This is a genomic window from Nonomuraea sp. NPDC050328, assembly GCF_044459405.1.
Taxonomy (GTDB): Bacteria; Actinomycetota; Actinomycetes; order Streptosporangiales; family Streptosporangiaceae; genus Nonomuraea.
Genome location: NZ_JBITIW010000010.1, coordinates 336,203 through 352,345, shown reverse-complemented (window position 1 = coordinate 352,345; position 16,143 = coordinate 336,203). Strand labels below are relative to the sequence as shown.

The 16,143-nt window shown below is 69.7% G+C and carries 15 protein-coding genes and 1 tRNA gene; 5 read left to right on the top strand and 11 right to left on the bottom strand.

Annotated features, from left to right (window positions below):
• Window positions 1-13 precede the first annotated feature (13 nt).
• On the bottom strand, window positions 14-433 hold the full coding sequence (locus ACIBG7_RS33535) for a DUF6292 family protein (RefSeq protein WP_357923273.1): 420 nt from the start codon (window positions 431-433) through the stop codon (window positions 14-16).
• Window positions 434-735: 302 nt separating this feature from the next.
• Between ACIBG7_RS33535 and ACIBG7_RS33530 the strand changes: the two genes are divergently transcribed.
• Window positions 736-1,182, top strand: a complete 447-nt coding sequence (locus tag ACIBG7_RS33530) for a hypothetical protein (RefSeq protein WP_357923271.1) — start codon at window positions 736-738, stop codon at window positions 1,180-1,182.
• A 25-nt stretch (window positions 1,183-1,207) separates the two neighbouring features.
• Here ACIBG7_RS33530 and ACIBG7_RS33525 read toward each other — a convergent pair whose 3' ends face one another.
• Both ACIBG7_RS33525 and ACIBG7_RS33520 read right to left on the bottom strand, forming a co-directional pair.
• The gene (locus ACIBG7_RS33525) at window positions 1,208-2,347 is read right to left on the bottom strand and encodes a cystathionine gamma-synthase (protein ID WP_357923269.1); all 1,140 of its coding nucleotides are present in this window, start codon (window positions 2,345-2,347) and stop codon (window positions 1,208-1,210) included.
• Between the two features lie 171 nt (window positions 2,348-2,518).
• Window positions 2,519-2,722: a hypothetical protein gene (locus tag ACIBG7_RS33520; protein WP_397338781.1), complete on the bottom strand. Its 204-nt coding sequence runs from the start codon at window positions 2,720-2,722 to the stop codon at window positions 2,519-2,521.
• A gap of 140 nt (window positions 2,723-2,862) precedes the next feature.
• Between ACIBG7_RS33520 and ACIBG7_RS33515 the strand changes: the two genes are divergently transcribed.
• Window positions 2,863-4,050, top strand: a complete 1,188-nt coding sequence (locus tag ACIBG7_RS33515) for a sensor histidine kinase (protein ID WP_397338780.1) — start codon at window positions 2,863-2,865, stop codon at window positions 4,048-4,050.
• 528 nt (window positions 4,051-4,578) lie between these two features.
• Here the strand turns inward: ACIBG7_RS33515 and ACIBG7_RS33510 are convergent.
• Window positions 4,579-5,949 carry a cystathionine beta-synthase gene (locus ACIBG7_RS33510; RefSeq protein ID WP_357923263.1) on the bottom strand — a complete coding sequence of 457 codons (1,371 nt, stop codon included), beginning with the start codon at window positions 5,947-5,949 and terminating at the stop codon, window positions 4,579-4,581.
• Window positions 5,950-6,091: 142 nt separating this feature from the next.
• Between ACIBG7_RS33510 and ACIBG7_RS33505 the strand changes: the two genes are divergently transcribed.
• The 3 genes from ACIBG7_RS33505 to ACIBG7_RS33495 all read left to right on the top strand — a co-directional run bounded on the left by ACIBG7_RS33505 (window position 6,092) and on the right by ACIBG7_RS33495 (window position 9,825).
• A complete protein-coding gene (locus ACIBG7_RS33505; RefSeq protein ID WP_357923261.1) occupies window positions 6,092-7,054 on the top strand; it encodes an SGNH/GDSL hydrolase family protein in 963 nt (320 codons plus the stop codon).
• Window positions 7,055-7,146: 92 nt separating this feature from the next.
• Window positions 7,147-8,451, top strand: a complete 1,305-nt coding sequence (locus ACIBG7_RS33500) for a PQQ-binding-like beta-propeller repeat protein (protein ID WP_397338779.1) — start codon at window positions 7,147-7,149, stop codon at window positions 8,449-8,451.
• 156 nt (window positions 8,452-8,607) lie between these two features.
• Complete coding sequence (locus ACIBG7_RS33495; RefSeq protein WP_397338778.1) at window positions 8,608-9,825, top strand: acetyl-CoA C-acetyltransferase; 1,218 nt, start codon at window positions 8,608-8,610, stop codon at window positions 9,823-9,825.
• A 57-nt stretch (window positions 9,826-9,882) separates the two neighbouring features.
• Here ACIBG7_RS33495 and ACIBG7_RS33490 read toward each other — a convergent pair whose 3' ends face one another.
• The 7 genes from ACIBG7_RS33490 to ACIBG7_RS33460 form a co-directional block, all read right to left on the bottom strand.
• Complete coding sequence (locus tag ACIBG7_RS33490) at window positions 9,883-10,293, bottom strand: PPOX class F420-dependent oxidoreductase (protein WP_397338777.1); 411 nt, start codon at window positions 10,291-10,293, stop codon at window positions 9,883-9,885.
• A 65-nt stretch (window positions 10,294-10,358) separates the two neighbouring features.
• Window positions 10,359-10,592: a DUF4287 domain-containing protein gene (locus ACIBG7_RS33485; protein ID WP_357923329.1), complete on the bottom strand. Its 234-nt coding sequence runs from the start codon at window positions 10,590-10,592 to the stop codon at window positions 10,359-10,361.
• A gap of 177 nt (window positions 10,593-10,769) precedes the next feature.
• The gene (locus ACIBG7_RS33480; protein ID WP_357923255.1) at window positions 10,770-11,567 is read right to left on the bottom strand and encodes a Bax inhibitor-1/YccA family protein; all 798 of its coding nucleotides are present in this window, start codon (window positions 11,565-11,567) and stop codon (window positions 10,770-10,772) included.
• 172 nt (window positions 11,568-11,739) lie between these two features.
• Window positions 11,740-11,812, bottom strand: a tRNA-Leu gene (locus ACIBG7_RS33475).
• Between the two features lie 228 nt (window positions 11,813-12,040).
• A complete protein-coding gene (locus tag ACIBG7_RS33470) occupies window positions 12,041-13,345 on the bottom strand; it encodes an NAD(P)/FAD-dependent oxidoreductase (RefSeq protein ID WP_357923253.1) in 1,305 nt (434 codons plus the stop codon).
• Window positions 13,346-13,439: 94 nt separating this feature from the next.
• Window positions 13,440-14,228, bottom strand: coding sequence for a uracil-DNA glycosylase (locus tag ACIBG7_RS33465; protein ID WP_397338776.1), 789 nt, complete (start codon window positions 14,226-14,228; stop codon window positions 13,440-13,442).
• A 200-nt stretch (window positions 14,229-14,428) separates the two neighbouring features.
• A complete protein-coding gene (locus ACIBG7_RS33460; protein WP_357923249.1) occupies window positions 14,429-15,874 on the bottom strand; it encodes a hypothetical protein in 1,446 nt (481 codons plus the stop codon).
• Window positions 15,875-16,143 lie beyond the last annotated feature (269 nt).

Sequence of the window (16,143 nt, the reverse complement as noted above, 5' to 3'; positions counted from 1 at the left end):
GCTGGATCGGGGGTCAGGCGGTGAGGCTGAGGCGCTTGTAGTAGTCGAGCGCCACGTCGAAGCCGTCGCGGCAGTTGCGGTGCGAGCGGTAGCAGGGCCGCCAGGCCGAGCTCGCGCCCACCCCGGCGCGGGCGTCGGCCAGCGACTCGGGCACCCGCTCGGGCCGCGGCAGCAGCCCGCCGCCGAGGTAACGCACCCCGGCCAGCTCGGTGTGCCGGTCGGGCCCGCCGGAGACGAACGCGCCGAGACGCCACCCGCACTCCTCGTCCCAGACCAGAGCCGAACCGTCGCCGAGCAACACCGTCGCCTGACGCGGATCGCAAGGCCCGGCCCACCACTCGGCGCCGCCGAGCTCGGTCACAACTTGCCGGACATAGGAAACCGGCTGGCCCAGCCATTCGCCGGTGTACGGATCCACGTGCCTGATGGCCACGACGGCACCCCTTTGTGCCTAAGCGGTGAGGGAAATGAACAGTTCTCAACCCTACCGGCGCTGAACTTATTCCTGAGCCGGTGCGTCCTAGTCATTACGGATGATATTCCGCAGCCTTCGGGGGAAGGGGGACGGCCTTATGATCGCCATGATTCTTCTGGTGACGCTCATGATCGTCGCCATCGTCGCCTGGGAGGCCTGCATGCGCTGCCCCTCCGTCCTGCCGGAGGAGCAGCCAGTGGAGGCGACTCCCGCCGAGTGAATGTCGCCCGGGAAGATCCTGGGCGACTACTCTCGTCGGCATGTCGTTCCACGGGATGTCCACAGCCCTGCTGTGGTTGCACATCGCCTTCGCCATCTTCACCATCGGGCCGCTGACCGCCGTGACCATGGCGGCGCCACGGGCCATCCGTAAGGGCAACGTGCCCGTCCTGGAGAACCTCGCGCGCACGACCCGGATCTACGGCCTCGGCACGCTGGGCGTCTTCCTCTTCGGCGCCTGGCTCGGCGGTGTGGAGCGGCTCCTCGGGCAGTGGTACATGAGCGCGTCGATGACGTTGTTCATCGTGGCGCTGGTGCTGCTGTTCATCATCGACCGCGACCTGCGCGGCGCCGTACGGGTGCTGTCCAGCGAGACCATCGAGGACGACGCCAAGGTCCAGAACGGCCGCATCGCCGCGCTGAGCGGCGTGATCTCGCTGATCTGGATCGTCATCCTGATCCTCATGATCGTCCCCACCCCGGGCTGAGGCCGGCCCGGGGCGGGTCCGCAGATCAGCCGAGCGCCTCGCTGAGGTCGGCCAGCAGGTCGTCGATCGTCTCGATGCCGACCGACAGGCGGACCAGGTCGTTCGGCACCTCCAGCGGCGAGCCCGCCGCCGAGGCGTGCGTCATCCGGCCGGGGTGCTCGATCAGCGACTCGACGCCGCCGAGCGACTCGCCCAGTGTGAACAGCTTGGTGCGGTTGCAGATCTCGACCGCCTCGGCCTCCCCGCCGGTCACCCGGAAGGACACCATGCCGCCGAAGCGCTTCATCTGCTTGGCGGCGACCTCGTGCCCCGGGTGCTCGGGCAGGCCCGGATAGAGCACCTGGCTCACCTTCGGGTGCGCCAGCAGCAGGTCGACCACGCGCTCGGCGTTGTCGCTGTGCCGGTCCATCCGCACGCCGAGCGTCTTGAGGCCGCGCAGCGTCAGGAACGAGTCGAACGGGCCGGCGACGCCGCCCATCGCGTTCTGGTGGTAGGCCAGCTTCTCGCCGAGCTCGGCCGAGTTGGTGACCAGCGCGCCGCCGACGACGTCGGAGTGGCCGCCGATGTACTTGGTCGTCGAGTGCACGACGACGTCCGCGCCCAGGTCCAGCGGCCGCTGCAGGTACGGCGAGGCGAAGGTGTTGTCCACCACGAGCAGCGCCCCGGCCTCGTGCGCCAGCTCGGCCAGCGCGGCGATGTCGGAGATGCCGAGCAGCGGGTTGGTCGGCGTCTCGACCCAGATCAGCTTGGTCTTCGGCGTCATCGCGGCGGCCACCGCGTCCAGGTCGCCCAGCGGGACCGGGTCGTAATGCAGGCCCCACGGCTCGTTCACCTTGGCGAACAGCCGGTAGGTGCCGCCGTAGGCGTCGTTCGGGATCACGACGTGGTCCTGCGGGCGGCACAGCGCGCGCAGGACGGTGTCCTCGGCCGCCAGGCCGGAGGCGAAGGCCATGCCCTTCACGCCGCCCTCGACCGCGGCCAGCGCCTCCTCCAGCGCGGTGCGGGTCGGGTTGGCCGACCTGCTGTACTCGTATCCGGACCGCAGGCCGCCCACGCCGTCCTGCTTGTAGGTGGACGTCGCGTAGATGGGCGGCACGACCGCGCCGGTCAGCGGGTCGGGCTCCTGCCCGGCGTGGATAGCCAGCGTCTCGAAACCGTTGCTCATGCCCTCACGCTATCCCGGATCCGCCCCTGACCTCCCCGCCCCGCCCCCACGGCACGAGCCCGCGCTTCGCGTGTCACCCGGCATGCCTTCGGGTGTCGCCCCGCATGGCACGAGCCCGTGCCTCCGGGTCCCCCGACCCGGCCCGCACGGGCTCGCCACCTGCCTGATCCCTCAGGCCGCCTTCGTCTCGCGCCCCGCAGGACGCTGCGGCAGCGGAACCACCTCGCCACCGATCCTGGGCGCGTTGATGTGCCGGCCGCTCGACCCCTCGGCAGGCTCCCCGTTGATCCGCGAGAGCAGCACCGGGTCGGCCAGCGCCAGCAGCACCGCGACCACCATTCCGAGGCCCAGCATCGCGAACCCGATGACCACCATGTCCTCATCCCCTTTCCGACCTCTTCAGCATCGCCCGGCCACCCCCGCCCCGGCCTCCGCTGAAGGACCGGTCCTGACCCTGGCGGGTCGGCCGAACGGTTGATATGGGCAGTCAGACTTCCGGCTTAGGCTCTGGTGACGTGGGGGATTCCAAACGCTTCGTCTACTGGGCGCAACGGCTCAGCGAGATCGCCATGATCGGCTGGCTCAGCCTGATGCTCCTGGTCGACCTGGCGGTCGCCGTGGGCGTGGAAGGCGTGCAGTGGCTGGTGCCGATCTGCGGCGTGACCGGCCTGGTCGCGCTCATCCTGCGCCGCCGCTACCGCATCCAGGGCTACTGCGCCCTGCTGGCCATGTCGCTGGGCACCTCGGCCCTCATCGCGCTGACCAACACCCCGGGCGTGCCCGGCACCGCCGAGAGCGGCGCGCTGCTCCTGCTGACGATCGGCATCCTGCGGCACGTCACGCCCATGCGCCACGCCGTCCTGCTCTCCTTCGTCGCCCTCATCGTGCTCATGGCCGAAGGCGTCGGCCGCGACTCCAACGCCAACTCCTCGGGACTGGCCTTCTCGTTCGTGCTGTTCGTCGGCTGGTCGATGGCCGAAGGCGTGGGCCTGTACATCCGCATCCAGCAGGACCGCCGGACCGAGGCCCTCTCCTCCGTACGGCGAGCCGAACGGCTGGAGCTGGCCCGGGAACTCCACGACCTGGTCGCGCACCACATCACCGGCATCGTCGTCCAGGCCCAGGCCGCCCGTACCGTCGCCGAGCTCAAGCCCGAGGCTGTGGTGCCCGCGCTCGACGCCATCGCCAACGCCGGAGCGGACGCGCTCACCTCCATGCGGCGGCTGGTCGGGGTGTTGCGTGCCGACGACGAGGCCGCCCGCCGGCCCGGCACCTCCCTGGCCGACCTGCGGGTTCTGGCCGACAACTTCGCCGCCAACGGGCCGCAGGTGGCTTTGGAGATCGGGCAGGGGTTGTCCAACGGGTCTTTGCCGCCTGAGGTGATGAACACGGTGTACCGGGTGTTGCAGGAGGCGCTCACCAACATCCGCAAGCATGCTCCCGGGACCGGGTGGATCGAGGCCGATCTGCGTCTTGTCGGCGGGGCCGAGGCCGTGGCGGTGCTTCTTCCGCCTGGGCCGGGGGTTCGGTTGCGGGTGCGGAACTACAGCTCCTCGGCCGACCCCCGGATCAAGCGGTTGGGGGGTGGGTTCGGGCTGGTCGGGATGGCTGAGCGGGTCGAGGCTCTGGACGGGCGGTTGTGGGCGGGGCCTACGGCTGAGGGGGCTTGGGAGGTTGTCGCGGAGTTCCCCCTCCGGGGGTGAGGCTGGGCCCCGTTCGCCTCGCCGTACCCTCCCGCCCACCGCCCAGAACCGCGGCCTCCTCACCGCATCGGTGGGGTAGTCAGACGGCTGACCACCGCCCAGGATCACCACCCACCGCAGGACTTCTCGCCGCATCGGTGGAGGGAGGGGTGGGCCGCCGTAACGGACGCCCCGCCGTACACCCGCCCTCCCACCACGCGCAGTCTCCCACCCAACAGCCCTTTTCCCAGCCCTGTTGCCTGGCCGCCCACCGGACTGCCCGTCCGCCTGGCTGCCCGCCCACCTGCGGACCCCACCTACCTGCGGGGCGCCCGCCCACCCGCCTAACCCCCGCGCATCTATGCGGCGGGAAGACAGGGCAGCGGGAGGTGATCCTGTACGGCGGGGCAGCCGGGGCGGTCCTCGGGAGAAGTGCGGCGGAAAGGACGGGGCGGCTGTCCAAAAGGCCGGGGGCCACTCACCCACCCCCGAAAGACGGGAGGAAAGTTGAGTGGCCCGGAAAGAAGAGCGACTAAGCCACGCAAAGGGTCAGCGACTCGCGAGGAAGGCGAGGAGGTCCTGCCGGGTGATGACCCCACTCGGCTTGCCATCGTCCAGGACGACGGCAGCGTCAGCCTTCTCCAAGGCCTCCACCGCACGAGCCACAGGCTCCCCCGCGCCGATGGTGGGCAGCGGCTGGGACATGTGGTCGGCGATGAGGGCGTCGGCCACGAGCCGCCCCCGGTAGAGGGCGTCGAGCAGGTCACGCTCGACGACGGCGCCGACGACCTCGGCGGCCATGACGGGCGGCTCCTCCTTCATGACCGGCAACTGCGACACCGAGTACTCGCGCATGATCGAGATGGCGTACCCCACGGTCTCGTGCGGGTGGACGTGCACGAACTCGGGCAGCCCCGACCCCTTGCGCGCCAGGACGTCCCCCACGAGCCCCTCGTCGGAGGAGGTGGTGAGGAAGCCGTAGTCGGCCATCCAGTCGTCGTTGAAGATCTTCGACAGGTACCCGCGCCCGCCGTCCGGCAGGAGCACGACCACCACGTCGTCGGGCCCGGAGCGGGCGGCGACCTGGAGGGCGGCGACGGTGGCCATGCCGCAGGAGCCGCCGACGAGCAGCGCCTCCTCACGGGCCAGCCTGCGGGTCATGTTGAAGGAGTCCTTGTCGGACACCGCGATGATCTCGTCGCAGATCTCGGTGTCGTAGGTGGCCGGCCAGATGTCCTCGCCGACGCCTTCGACCAGGTAGGGACGGCCGGTGCCGCCGGAGTAGACCGACCCGACCGGGTCAGCACCGATGATCTTCACGCGCCCGTCGCTGACCTCCTTGAGGTAGCGCCCGGTGCCGCTGATGGTGCCGCCGGTGCCGACGCCCGCCACGAAGTGGGTGATGCGGCCCTCGGTCTGCTCCCAGATCTCCGGCCCGGTCGAGTGGTAGTGCGACTCGGGGTTCTGCTGGTTGGAGTACTGGTCGGGCTTCCAGGCGTTCGGGATCTCCTGCGCCAGCCGGTCGGAGACGGAGTAGTAGGAGTCGGGGTGGTCGGGCGAGACGGCCGTGGGGCAGACCACGACCTCGGCGCCGTAGGCGCGGAGCACCGCCACCTTGTCCTGGGCGACCTTGTCGGGCACCACGAAGACGCACCGGTAGCCCTTCTGCTGGGCCACGATGGCCAGGCCGACGCCGGTGTTGCCCGAGGTGGGCTCGACGATGACGCCGCCGGGGCGCAGGGCGCCGGACTGTTCGGCCGCCTCGATCATCCGGACCGCGATGCGGTCCTTCACCGACCCGCCGGGGTTGAAGTATTCGACCTTGGCGAGCACCTGAGCGGGCAGTCCCGCGGAGACCTTGTGCAGCCGGACGAGCGGGGTGTTGCCCATGAGCTCGACCAGGGAATCGTAAACGCGCACCGAGGTGTTCACCTTCTTTTGCCGCTTGCTCGGTCCGAGTCCGATTGGGTGGCCGGAGCTCGGTTAGTTTCCTTTCAAACGCTACCGTCGCGGAGCAGCAGGGGGCGAAGACCCACGAGGTCTTGGGGGGGACGGACGACGAATGATCTGGACTCCAGGGGTGGCGCGCACGGCGCGCAGGATCGCGGCGGCGGCCGCTGTGGGCGGGGGCGGCCTGACCGCGCTGGGGGTGACCGCGTACGGGCTGCTGCTGGCCGAGGGCATGGTCGCCCGGCGGGTGATCGGCCGGCCGCACGGCATGGAGGGCCCGCCTGCCGACGGGCTCTACGGCGACTTTCCCGGCGAACCGATCAAGCTGGTCATGCTGGGCGATTCCACCTCGGTCGGTCTCGGCATGACCGACCCGGCACGGACGCCGGGCGTCCTGCTGGCCAACGGGCTGGCCGCGGTCGCCGAACGTCCGGTACGGCTGCGCGTGGTCGGCAAGTCGGGAGCCGCCTCGGTGGACCTGCGCGGCCAGGTGGACCGGGCGCTGAAGGAGGAGCACGACATCGCGGTGATCTTCGTGGGGGCGAACGACGTCACCACGCAGACGCCGCCGGCGACAGCCGTACGCCATCTGGCCAAGGCGGTGCGGCGGCTGCGGGAGGCCGGCGCGGAGGTCGTCGTCGGAACCTGTCCCGACCTGGGCAGCATCCGCCCGATCGCGCAGCCGCTGCGCTGGGTGACGCGGCGCTGGAGCCGGCAACTGGCCGCCGCGCAGACGGTCGCGGTGGTCGAGGCGGGCGGCCGGACGGTGGCCTTCGCCGACCTGCTCGGCCCGGAATTCCTAACGAACCCCCACGAAATGTTCGGACCCGACCGTTTCCACCCAAGTGACCGAGGCTACGCGCAGGCCGCTTACGCGGTGCTACCGTCTGTATGCGCTGCGTTGGAGTTGTGGCCCGAGCCTCGACCCGCCCGTGGCGAAGGACTGCAACCGATTTACCTTGCGGCGGCGACCGCCGCGGAGAAGCCGGGCACCGAAGTCAGCGCGACCCGCGTCGAAGGCCGTGCGACGGGTCCCTACGGCAGGTGGGTGACGATGCTGCGCCGTCGTCCCTGATTCTCCGCGCCGGAGCCGTCAACCCCCCTAGGAGTGGATTGACCGTGTTCCGTGCGACACCGGCCGCCAACCTCAGCATTGCACTCGCCGGAATGCTAGCCCTGGCCGCCTGCTCCGGCAGCGACGCCGCCACCGCGGAGTTCCCCGTCTGGCACAACACCCAGGTCAACGCGGTGAGCCGGATGGCCACCGGCGGCGGCGTCGTGGCCACGACCTCGATGAAGCCCGACGGCGCCCTGGAGACCGTCACGCTCGACCAGGTCAACGGCAAGAAGTTGTGGGCGGCGCCGACCACGATGGCCGGTCGGCTGCCGGGCATGGGCGTCTCCGCGCCGGCCGTCGTCGAGACCGGCCAGGACCAGGCGGTGATCGCCTCGCTCGACCCGATCAAGAAGGGGCGCTGGAACGCGGCGCTGACCGCCCGCGACGCGCGCACCGGCAAGCAGAAGTGGACCCGGCCGGTGCACTCCACCTTCGGGCCGCAGCGCTGCGGGCCGTACCTCTGCCTGTCGGAGCACACCGCGCTCAAGACCGCCCGGGTGGTCGTGCTCGACCCGAACACCGGCAAGACGATGTGGTCGCTGCCCGGCATCGCCGAGGTCGAGTGGTCCGACCAGGCGCGCGTGCTGCTGCTGCGACTGGCCGCCAACCCGATGATCGAGTCCTACGACCTCAAGACCGGCAAGATCCAGTGGCAGCAGCCGATCGCGCAGGCCCTCGGCCCGGGGATCGACATGTCCGGCGGCTGGGCCTTCGGCGCGACCGGCGACAACCTGGTCGGCTACGTGGCCCCGTACACCAACCCGCGCACCCGCAAGACCTCTACCTTCGGCCTGTTCTCGCTGAAGATCGCCGACGGGTCGATCAACTGGATGCGGCCCTCGGTGGTCCGCGTCTACCCGAGCGGCAACCCGGGCTACGCGCCCATCGTGCGGCCGGTCGACCAGCAGGGGCAGTACGGCGGCTTCGCCCGGCTGGAGGCCGACAGCGGCCGGGTCGCCGGGCAGATCACCGCCGGCCAGGTGCCCGGTTCCGGCTGGTGGCTGGCCTTCCCCGACACCATGGACCGGCTCGGCTTCCTCAAGCACAACACCAAGGGCACCAACTTCGACCTGGCCACGGGCAAGGAGCTGCCGGTCGAGGAGCAGCGCGGCTGGTCCTTCTGCGTCACCGACCCCAAGCCGCTGCCGCTGCGCCAGCAGATGCCCGGCTTCTACTCGGTCGCCTCGGTCTGCCAGTACGACCTGTCCACCGGCAAGCGCGCCGGCGCGGCCGACGCCGCGCCGCCGTCGTGGTTCACCGGCAGCCAGAACGGCTGGCGGCTGTGGCGCGACGAGAAGGGCGCCGTCCACGGGCTCAACGACGGCACGCCCACCACTCCCGGCATGTACGGCTGAGCCCGCCCCACCGCGAAGGCCGGACGGTTGTCACCCGTCCGGCCTTTCGCTTTTTCCGCTAACAGTACAAAATTCTGTTCTACCCACCCCCGGGTCCCAGCGACCGGGCTACCAGACGGTAACCTCGCGAATGGAGCCCAGAAAGAGGAGAACCCCATGCCCGAGGCAGTAATCGTCGCAACCGCACGTTCGCCTATCGGCCGTGCGTTCAAGGGGTCGTTGGCGAGCATCCGCCCCGACGACCTGACCGTCCAGATGATCCAGGCAGCGCTGGCCAAGGTTCCCCAGCTCGACCCCACGACGATCGACGACCTGATGCTCGGCTGCGGCCTGCCCGGCGGCGAGCAGGGCTTCAACATGGCCCGCGTCGTCTCGGTGATGCTCGGCCTGGACACCGTCCCCGGCACCACGATCACCCGGTACTGCTCCTCCTCGCTGCAGACCACCCGGATGGCCTTCCACGCCATCAAGGCCGGCGAGGGCGACGTGTTCATCTCCGCCGGCGTCGAGACCGTCTCCCGGTTCGCCAAGGGCAACTCCGACTCGCTGCCCGACACCATGAACCCGCTGTTCGACCAGGCCCGCGAGCGGACCAAGACCTTCGCCGGCGGCGGCCAGACCTGGCACGACCCGCGTGAGGACGGCACGGTCCCCGACATCTACGTCGCCATGGGCCAGACCGCCGAGAACCTCGCCCAGCTCAAGGGCGTCTCCCGGCAGGAGCAGGACGAGTTCGGGGTGCGCTCCCAGAACCTCGCCGAGAAGGCGCTCGCCGACGGCTTCTGGCAGAAGGACATCACCCCCGTCACGCTCCCCGACGGCACCGTGGTCAGCAAGGACGACGGCCCCCGCGCCGGCACCACCTACGAGGCGGTCTCCCAGCTCAAGCCGGTCTTCCGCCCCGACGGCACGGTCACCGCGGGCAACTGCTGCCCGCTCAACGACGGCGCCGCCGCGGTCATCGTGATGAGCGACACCAAGGCCGCCGAGCTCGGCATCACGCCGCTGGCCCGCATCGTCTCCACCGGCGTCACCGGCCTGTCCCCCGAGATCATGGGCCTCGGCCCGGTCGAGGCCTCCCGGCAGGCGCTCGCCCGCGCCGGCATGGCCATCGACGACGTGGACCTCGTCGAGATCAACGAGGCCTTCGCCGCCCAGGTCATCCCCAGCTACCAGGACCTCGGCATCGAGATCGACCGGCTCAACGTCAACGGCGGCGCCATCGCCGTCGGCCACCCGTTCGGCATGACCGGCGCCCGGATCACCTCCACGCTGATCAACAGCCTCCAGCACCACGACAAGTCGATCGGCCTGGAGACCATGTGCGTCGGCGGCGGCCAGGGCATGGCCATGCTCCTGGAGCGCCTGAGCTGACCTGCTCCGGAGTACGGCAGGCCCGGTCGCCCCAGGCGGCCGGGCCTGTTGTCCGGATCAGCCGTGCCGGTCGGGGCCGGCCTTGGTCAGCTTCACCCGGATGACGACCCGGCGCTCGCGTTCCATGGCCGCGCGGTAGTCGTCCCAGTCCTCGTGCTCGCCGGAGATGCCCCGGTAGTAGTTCTCCAGGTGCTCCATCGCCTCGGGCAGCCTGATCACCTCGGCGGTGCCCTCGATCTGCGCCCAGGTCCCGAAGAAGCCGTCGCTGAGCACGCAGAGCGCGACCCCGGGGGTGCGCAGGACGTTGCGGCACTTGGCCGCGGTCTCGCGCGTGCTGATCACCGCGTAGCCCTCGGCGTCGAGGCCGACGAGCACGGGAGACATCTGGGGCCCGCCGTCGGCCCTGGTGGTGAGCAGGACGGCGCGGTGGTGGTCGCGCAGGAAGTCGCGCGCGGTAGCCAGTTCCATCCCTACATGATCGCGCGCCCGGACCGGCGAGGCCGGCACGGGCGCGGAGGGACGACGATGAGGTTCTAGATGAATCCCATCCGGGTACGGCGGTGGCGCTCGTGCTCGAGGACGATCGCCGCGGCGTAGCCGTGGGTCAGACCGTGCTCGTCGGCCAGCCAGTTGGCCCGCTCGTCACAGCGGAGGAACGATGGGCCGTTGTCGATGGCTTGAAACCACTCTGGGAGTTCGCGTCCCGTGATGGTCGGGACCCTTGCGATCAGCTTCGTCTGCGTCTCCGGTGAGTGGTTCAAGGACATGGGCACCTCCACGGATTGGCTTCTTTGCTCGACACTGCAATACCCACACCAGAAAGGCAACCCCCCAGGCGGCAGCGTTTGGTTGCCGGGGCGTTGCGGTGAGCGAAACGCGCAGCGAGATCCGGGGGAACAAAACAGCCCCCGCCGCAGGTCGACGGGGGCTGTGGTGCTGCTGGGTCAGTCGCTGCTGGAGAAGAAGCTCACCAGGCGAAGAATCTCGAGGTAGATCCAGACCAGGCTCAGCGTGAGCCCGAAGGCGCACTGCCAGGCGAACTTGGCCGGCGCCCCGCCCTGCACCGCACGCTCGATGTCGTTGAAGTCGAGCAGCAGGAAGAAGCAGCCGAGCAGGATCATCGCGAGGCTGAAGGCCACGCCCAGGAAGCCGAACTCGCGAAGCCCCAGGCCGCCGGGGATGAAGATCCCGGCCACCAGGTTGATCAGCATCAGGCCGAGGGCGCCGATGGACGCCGCGATCACGAAGCGGACGAACTTCGGCGTGACCCGGACGATCCTCAGGGCGTAGACGGTCAGCGTGCCCGCGAAGGCGAGCACCGTGCCGATCACCGCCTGCAGGACCACGCCGTAGAAGGTGTCCTCGAAGCTACGGCTGATCGCACCGACGAAGACGCCGTAGAACAGCGCGTAGCCGAGGATCAGCGCCGGGTTGGTGCTCTGCTTGAACGAGGCGATCAGGCCGAGGACCACGCCGACGAGCGCCGCGACGGCGGCGACGCCGACCGGCACCTTGAGCACCCATGACGCGGCGGCGGCGACGACCAGCGTGCCCAGCGTGAGGAAGCTCTTGACCACGACGTCGTCGAGGGTCATCGTCCGGTACGCGGGCGGCGCCGGGGCCTGGTAGGCAGGCTGGTCGTACATGCCGTGCAACTGGTCAGGGGTGGGGGGCGGTCCGGCCCATCCGCCCTGCGGGTGGGTGTACTGGGACCGGCTGAAGACCGGGTTCTTGCTTTCCATCGCTGCCTCCACGCTGCGACCTGTGCGATCACCTTAAGGGACGGGCCCCGCAGGGGTCACTCACGTTTGGATCCGAGTTCAATCGAGACTGTTCAACGAGCGGCTCCGCCGCTGAGTTCCCACCCTAAATGCGGACAAAAGTAATGATTGTCCAATTACGAGGGCATGCCAGTGCCCCCGGCGGGAGTCGAACCCGCACGTCAACCCTTTTAAGGGGTTTGCCTCTGCCATTGGGCTACGGGGGCGCGGCAATCATACGATTCGGACCATGCTTCCGAGGAGCACAACTTGGCATCAGCCGTCACAGATGTCAGATGTGCGGTGAGTGGTCCGGGTTCGGGGTGAAAGCCGAAGGTTTTGAATGGCATCAGCATCGATCCTGACGCGCTTCCGTGACCATGGCAACCGCCTTTGCGGCAAACGACCGCGCCCCGGCGTGCCGTAGCACACCGGGGCGCGAGCCGGGCCGGAACCTAGCTGTTCACCGCCGCGCGGAAACCGTCGCGGGGGTGCTCGATCTCGCCGAGCGAGATGGTCTCGCGCTTGAACAGCAGCGCGAGGGTCCAGTCCACGACCACGCGGACCTTGCGGTTGAGGGTGGGCACCCGCGACAGGTGGTAGGTCCGGTGCATGAACCAGGCCGGGAAGCCGCGGAGCTTGACGCCGTAGACGTTGGCCACGCCCTTGTGCAGGCCGAGGCCGGCGACCGAGCCGACGTACTTGTGGCGGTACTCCTTCAGCGCCTGGCCGCGCAGGTGCCGCACGATGTTGTCGGCCAGGACCTTCGCCTGCCGTACGGCGTGCTGGGCGTTGGGCGCGCAGTACTCGCCGGGGGCGGTGACGTCGGGCACGCCGGCGATGTCGCCGGCGGCGAAGGCGTCCGGGGTGTCCTCGACGTTGAGGCGGGTGGTGGTGCGGATGCGGCCGCGCTCGTCCACCGGCAGATCGGTGGCGTTGACGACCTGGCTGGGCTTGACGCCGGCGGTCCAGACGAGGGTCTCGGCGTCGAAGGCGGTGCCGTCCGACAGCTCGATGCGGCCGCCCACCGCCGACAGCAGCCGGGTCTCCATCCGCACGTCGATGCCGCGCTCGCGCAACTGCTCCAGGGTCCAGCGGCCCATCTCGGGGCCGACCTCGGGGAGGATGCGGTTGCTGGCCTCGACCAGCACCCAGTGGATGTCCTTCGCGCTGATGTTGCGGTAGTACCGCGTCGCGTCCTTGGCCATGTCCTCCAGCTCGGCCAGGGCCTCGACCCCGGCGAAGCCGGCGCCGACCACGACGAAGGTGAGCGCCCGGCGGCGCAGCTCCGCGTCCTCGGTCGACTCGGCCACGTCCAGCAGGTGCAGGACGCGGTTGCGCAGGGCGATCGCCTCGGCGACCGACTTGAAGCCGATGCCGACGTCGGTCAGGCCCGGGATGGGCAGGGTCCGCGAGATCGAGCCCGCGGCCATGACGATAACGTCGTAGCCGAGCTCGATCGACTCGCCCTCGGCGGGCTGGAAGGTGGCCGTCTTGCCGGCGTGGTTCACCTTGGTGACCAGGCCGTTGAGGATGCGGACCTTCGGCAGCAGGCGGCGCAGGGGCGCGACCATGTGCCGCGGCGAGACGTTGCCTGCCGCCGCCTCCGGCAGGAACGGCTGGTAGGTCATGTAGGACTGCGGGTCGATGACCGTGAGTCGGACGCTGCCGCTCTTCAGCTCCTTGCCGAGCTTGCGCTGCAGACCCAGCGCCGTGTAGAGGCCGACGTACCCGCCACCGACGATCAAGATGTCCTTCACCCTGACCCACTCCTTAAGTGGAAGCTTGTGAAAGCATTCACAAGCGTAAACCACGAAGGGTGTTTCGTGCATTCCCCTGCCTACGTGTGCCTCGTCACACCTCTGTGGCGCGGCGGAAGATCTGGTCCAGCATCGGGGCGGTGACCCGGCCGGTGAAGGTGTTCTGCTGGCTGGGGTGGTAGCAGCCGATCAGCTTCACGGCTGCCTCGCCGTACCGCAGATCGACCTCCACGCCGTGCCCGAAGGGCGGGCGGGCCTTGGGCAGGGCGTAGCCCGCCTCGCGCAACGCGGGCCAGAGCGCCTGCCAGGCGAAGCCGCCCAGCGCGACGATCACCCGCGTCGAGCCGGCCACCAGTTCCACCTCGCGCACCAGCCACGGGAAGCAGGCCGCGCGCTCCTCCGGCAGCGGCTTGTTGGCCGGTGGCGCGCAGCGCACCGAGGCGAGCATGCGGGCGCCGAGCAGTTCCTGGCCGTCCCCGGCGTAGGTGCTGGTCTCCTGGGCCGCCCAGCCGGTGCGGTGCAACGAGGCGAACAGCCAGTCGCCGCTGCGGTCACCGGTGAAGATGCGCCCCGTCCTGTTCCCGCCGTGCGCCGCCGGGGCCAGGCCGACGATCAGCAGTCGCGGCTCCTCCGACCCCCACCCGGCGATCGGCCGCCCCCAGTACGTCTCCTCCGCGAAGGCCCGCCGCTTGACCGTGGCCACCTCCTCGCGCCAGGCCACCAGCCGCGGGCACGCCCGGCACACCGACTGCCGCGCCGTGAGCTCCCCGAGCGTACGGCAGGCGTCCGCCAGCTCGGCGACCTCCGCCGGGTCGTGGGCGACAGGGGTCTCGGGAGTGGCCGGGTCGTCGGGCCAGCCGCTGCCGGGCGGTACGAAACTCATGCCCCCGATGGTGCCGCACCCGCCCGCCGGTTCCGGAGCGCGGCGCGACGTTCGGCCTCAGGCCGCGGTGAGCGCGGGAGGGTGGCCCTGCTCGTCCGCGCCCGGGAACGGGCCGCTACGTGCGTTCTGGGCGCTTCTGCGGGCAAAAGAAACCGGACGGCGCTCCTCACGGAGTGCCGTCCGGTCGAAAACCTCAGGGCTTAGCTGTCCTGGGTCTTGGTGTCGTCCGGCTTCGGAACCTCAGTCGGCTTGCAGGTGAAGCTCCAGTCCTCCTTGTCGGAGGCGGAGACCGCACCGGCCGAAGCGGTGAGGGTCAGCGAGCCGGAGGCCGCGCTGATGTCCTGCGCCGGGATCGACTGGGTGCCCTCGGCGGTGAAGGTCAGCGCGGTGGTGGTGCCACCGAGCGAGACGTTCACGACGACGGCCTTCTCGACCTTGCCCTTGAGGGTGACGGTGCCGACGGCCTTGCCCGAGGGGTTCTGGCCGGTCTTGCACTCGTTCTGGGAGACCGTCAGGTCCACCGAGAGGGCGATCGGGTCGTTCGTCTTGCACGGCGCGGCGTAGTCCTGCGCGATGCTGTCCGAGTTGTGCGGACCGACCACGCTGACCGTCATGCGGCCGGCCTTGGTCGGGTCGCTCAGCACGACCGCGGGCATCTCGACGGTCTTCGAACCGGCGGCGGCGAACTCCACCGAACCGCTGTGGCTCTTGCCGTCGATCGCGAAGGTGTAGGTGACCTTGCCGGCGCCGGTCGAGGAGACCGTCGCGTGGGCGCTCACCTTGCCGGTCGGGCAGCTACCGTGGTCGGCCGCGGTGGTCAGACCCGAGACGGACACCTTGGTGGCCGGGGCCTCGTCCTTGCAGACGACCTTGTAGTGGACGCGGTTGGAGTCGTGGGCGTCGCGGCCCAGCAGCTCCAGCACGGCCCAGCCGTGGTGGCTCTCGCGCGGCGAGAAGCCGAAGCCGACCTTGCGGGTGTTCCAGACCTTGACCGCACCGCCGTCGACCGCGCGGCCGTTCAGGATCCAGCGGTACTTCACCCAGCGCGGGTCGTCGACCTTGATCAGACCGGTGAAGTAGATCTTGTCACCGGGGGTGCAGGTGCCGACGTACACGTCAGGGTTGACCCAGGCGCGGGCGTAGGCGTTGTTGGCGCGCGGGGCGGCAACACGCTCGTCGGCGCAGTCGACCGAGAAGTAGCCCTTCTTGGAGGTCACCTTGCGCGGGCTGAGGACCTGCAGGACCTCGGCGCCCTTGACGTCGCCGTTGAAGGTCAGCGACTGCCGGACGGTGACGGACTTGGTGCCCTTACCGCTCAGCTTCAGCGTCTTGACCTTGCTCGCCGAACCGTCCCCGTGCAGCCAGCGGTAGGCCAGGACGGTCTTCCCGCCGGTCAGCTTGAGCTTGACCTGGGCGGAGAAGTCCACCCGGGTGGGACAACTGCCCTCGTAGTTCCGCTCCTTCGCCGTGGGCGTGGAGACCGAGACCTTGGGCTTGGGGGCGGCGGCGGACTGGGTGGCCTTCCCAGCCGTCACCGAGGTGGCCGCCTGCGCGGAGCCGGCCATCAACCCCGTGACCATGGTGGCCAGCACCGCGGTGGTGGCGCCCAGCGCCGCCACTCGACGGGCCAAACCGAGAGACTTCATGTGAGAGTGCTCCATTCCTAGGAGGAAAGACACGCTCGGGAACGGTCGCCACGCCGTCACTTTCTGTGCACGGCCAGATGGCAAAGCCCCCGCAAAGCCTCTTTACTAAAGCACAAAACAGATTGCACGCTCAATACGGACTACCGCCCCCAAATGTCGCTATTTCGGGACGGAGTCCGGAGTAATTTTCGGCCTCGAGTGCGCTACCTGCGGAAATACTCCGTTGTACGGCGGATGCCCCGCGGTACGGGGCCGGGAAAATCTCCTAC

What these genes read in the sequence shown, in the direction of transcription:
- ACIBG7_RS33530 (WP_357923271.1), top strand. Translation starts at nt 736, where the DNA reads ATGTCGTTCCACGGGATGTCCACAGCCCTGCTGTGGTTGCACATCGCC.
- ACIBG7_RS33525 (WP_357923269.1), bottom strand. Translation starts at nt 2,347, where the DNA reads ATGAGCAACGGTTTCGAGACGCTGGCTATCCACGCCGGGCAGGAGCCC.
- ACIBG7_RS33520 (WP_397338781.1), bottom strand. Translation starts at nt 2,722, where the DNA reads ATGGTGGTCATCGGGTTCGCGATGCTGGGCCTCGGAATGGTGGTCGCG.
- ACIBG7_RS33505 (WP_357923261.1), top strand. Translation starts at nt 6,092, where the DNA reads ATGATCTGGACTCCAGGGGTGGCGCGCACGGCGCGCAGGATCGCGGCG.
- ACIBG7_RS33500 (WP_397338779.1), top strand. Translation starts at nt 7,147, where the DNA reads ATGCTAGCCCTGGCCGCCTGCTCCGGCAGCGACGCCGCCACCGCGGAG.
- ACIBG7_RS33495 (WP_397338778.1), top strand. Translation starts at nt 8,608, where the DNA reads ATGCCCGAGGCAGTAATCGTCGCAACCGCACGTTCGCCTATCGGCCGT.
- ACIBG7_RS33490 (WP_397338777.1), bottom strand. Translation starts at nt 10,293, where the DNA reads ATGGAACTGGCTACCGCGCGCGACTTCCTGCGCGACCACCACCGCGCC.
- ACIBG7_RS33485 (WP_357923329.1), bottom strand. Translation starts at nt 10,592, where the DNA reads ATGTCCTTGAACCACTCACCGGAGACGCAGACGAAGCTGATCGCAAGG.
- ACIBG7_RS33480 (WP_357923255.1), bottom strand. Translation starts at nt 11,567, where the DNA reads ATGGAAAGCAAGAACCCGGTCTTCAGCCGGTCCCAGTACACCCACCCG.
- ACIBG7_RS33465 (WP_397338776.1), bottom strand. Translation starts at nt 14,228, where the DNA reads ATGAGTTTCGTACCGCCCGGCAGCGGCTGGCCCGACGACCCGGCCACT.
- ACIBG7_RS33460 (WP_357923249.1), bottom strand. Translation starts at nt 15,874, where the DNA reads ATGAAGTCTCTCGGTTTGGCCCGTCGAGTGGCGGCGCTGGGCGCCACC.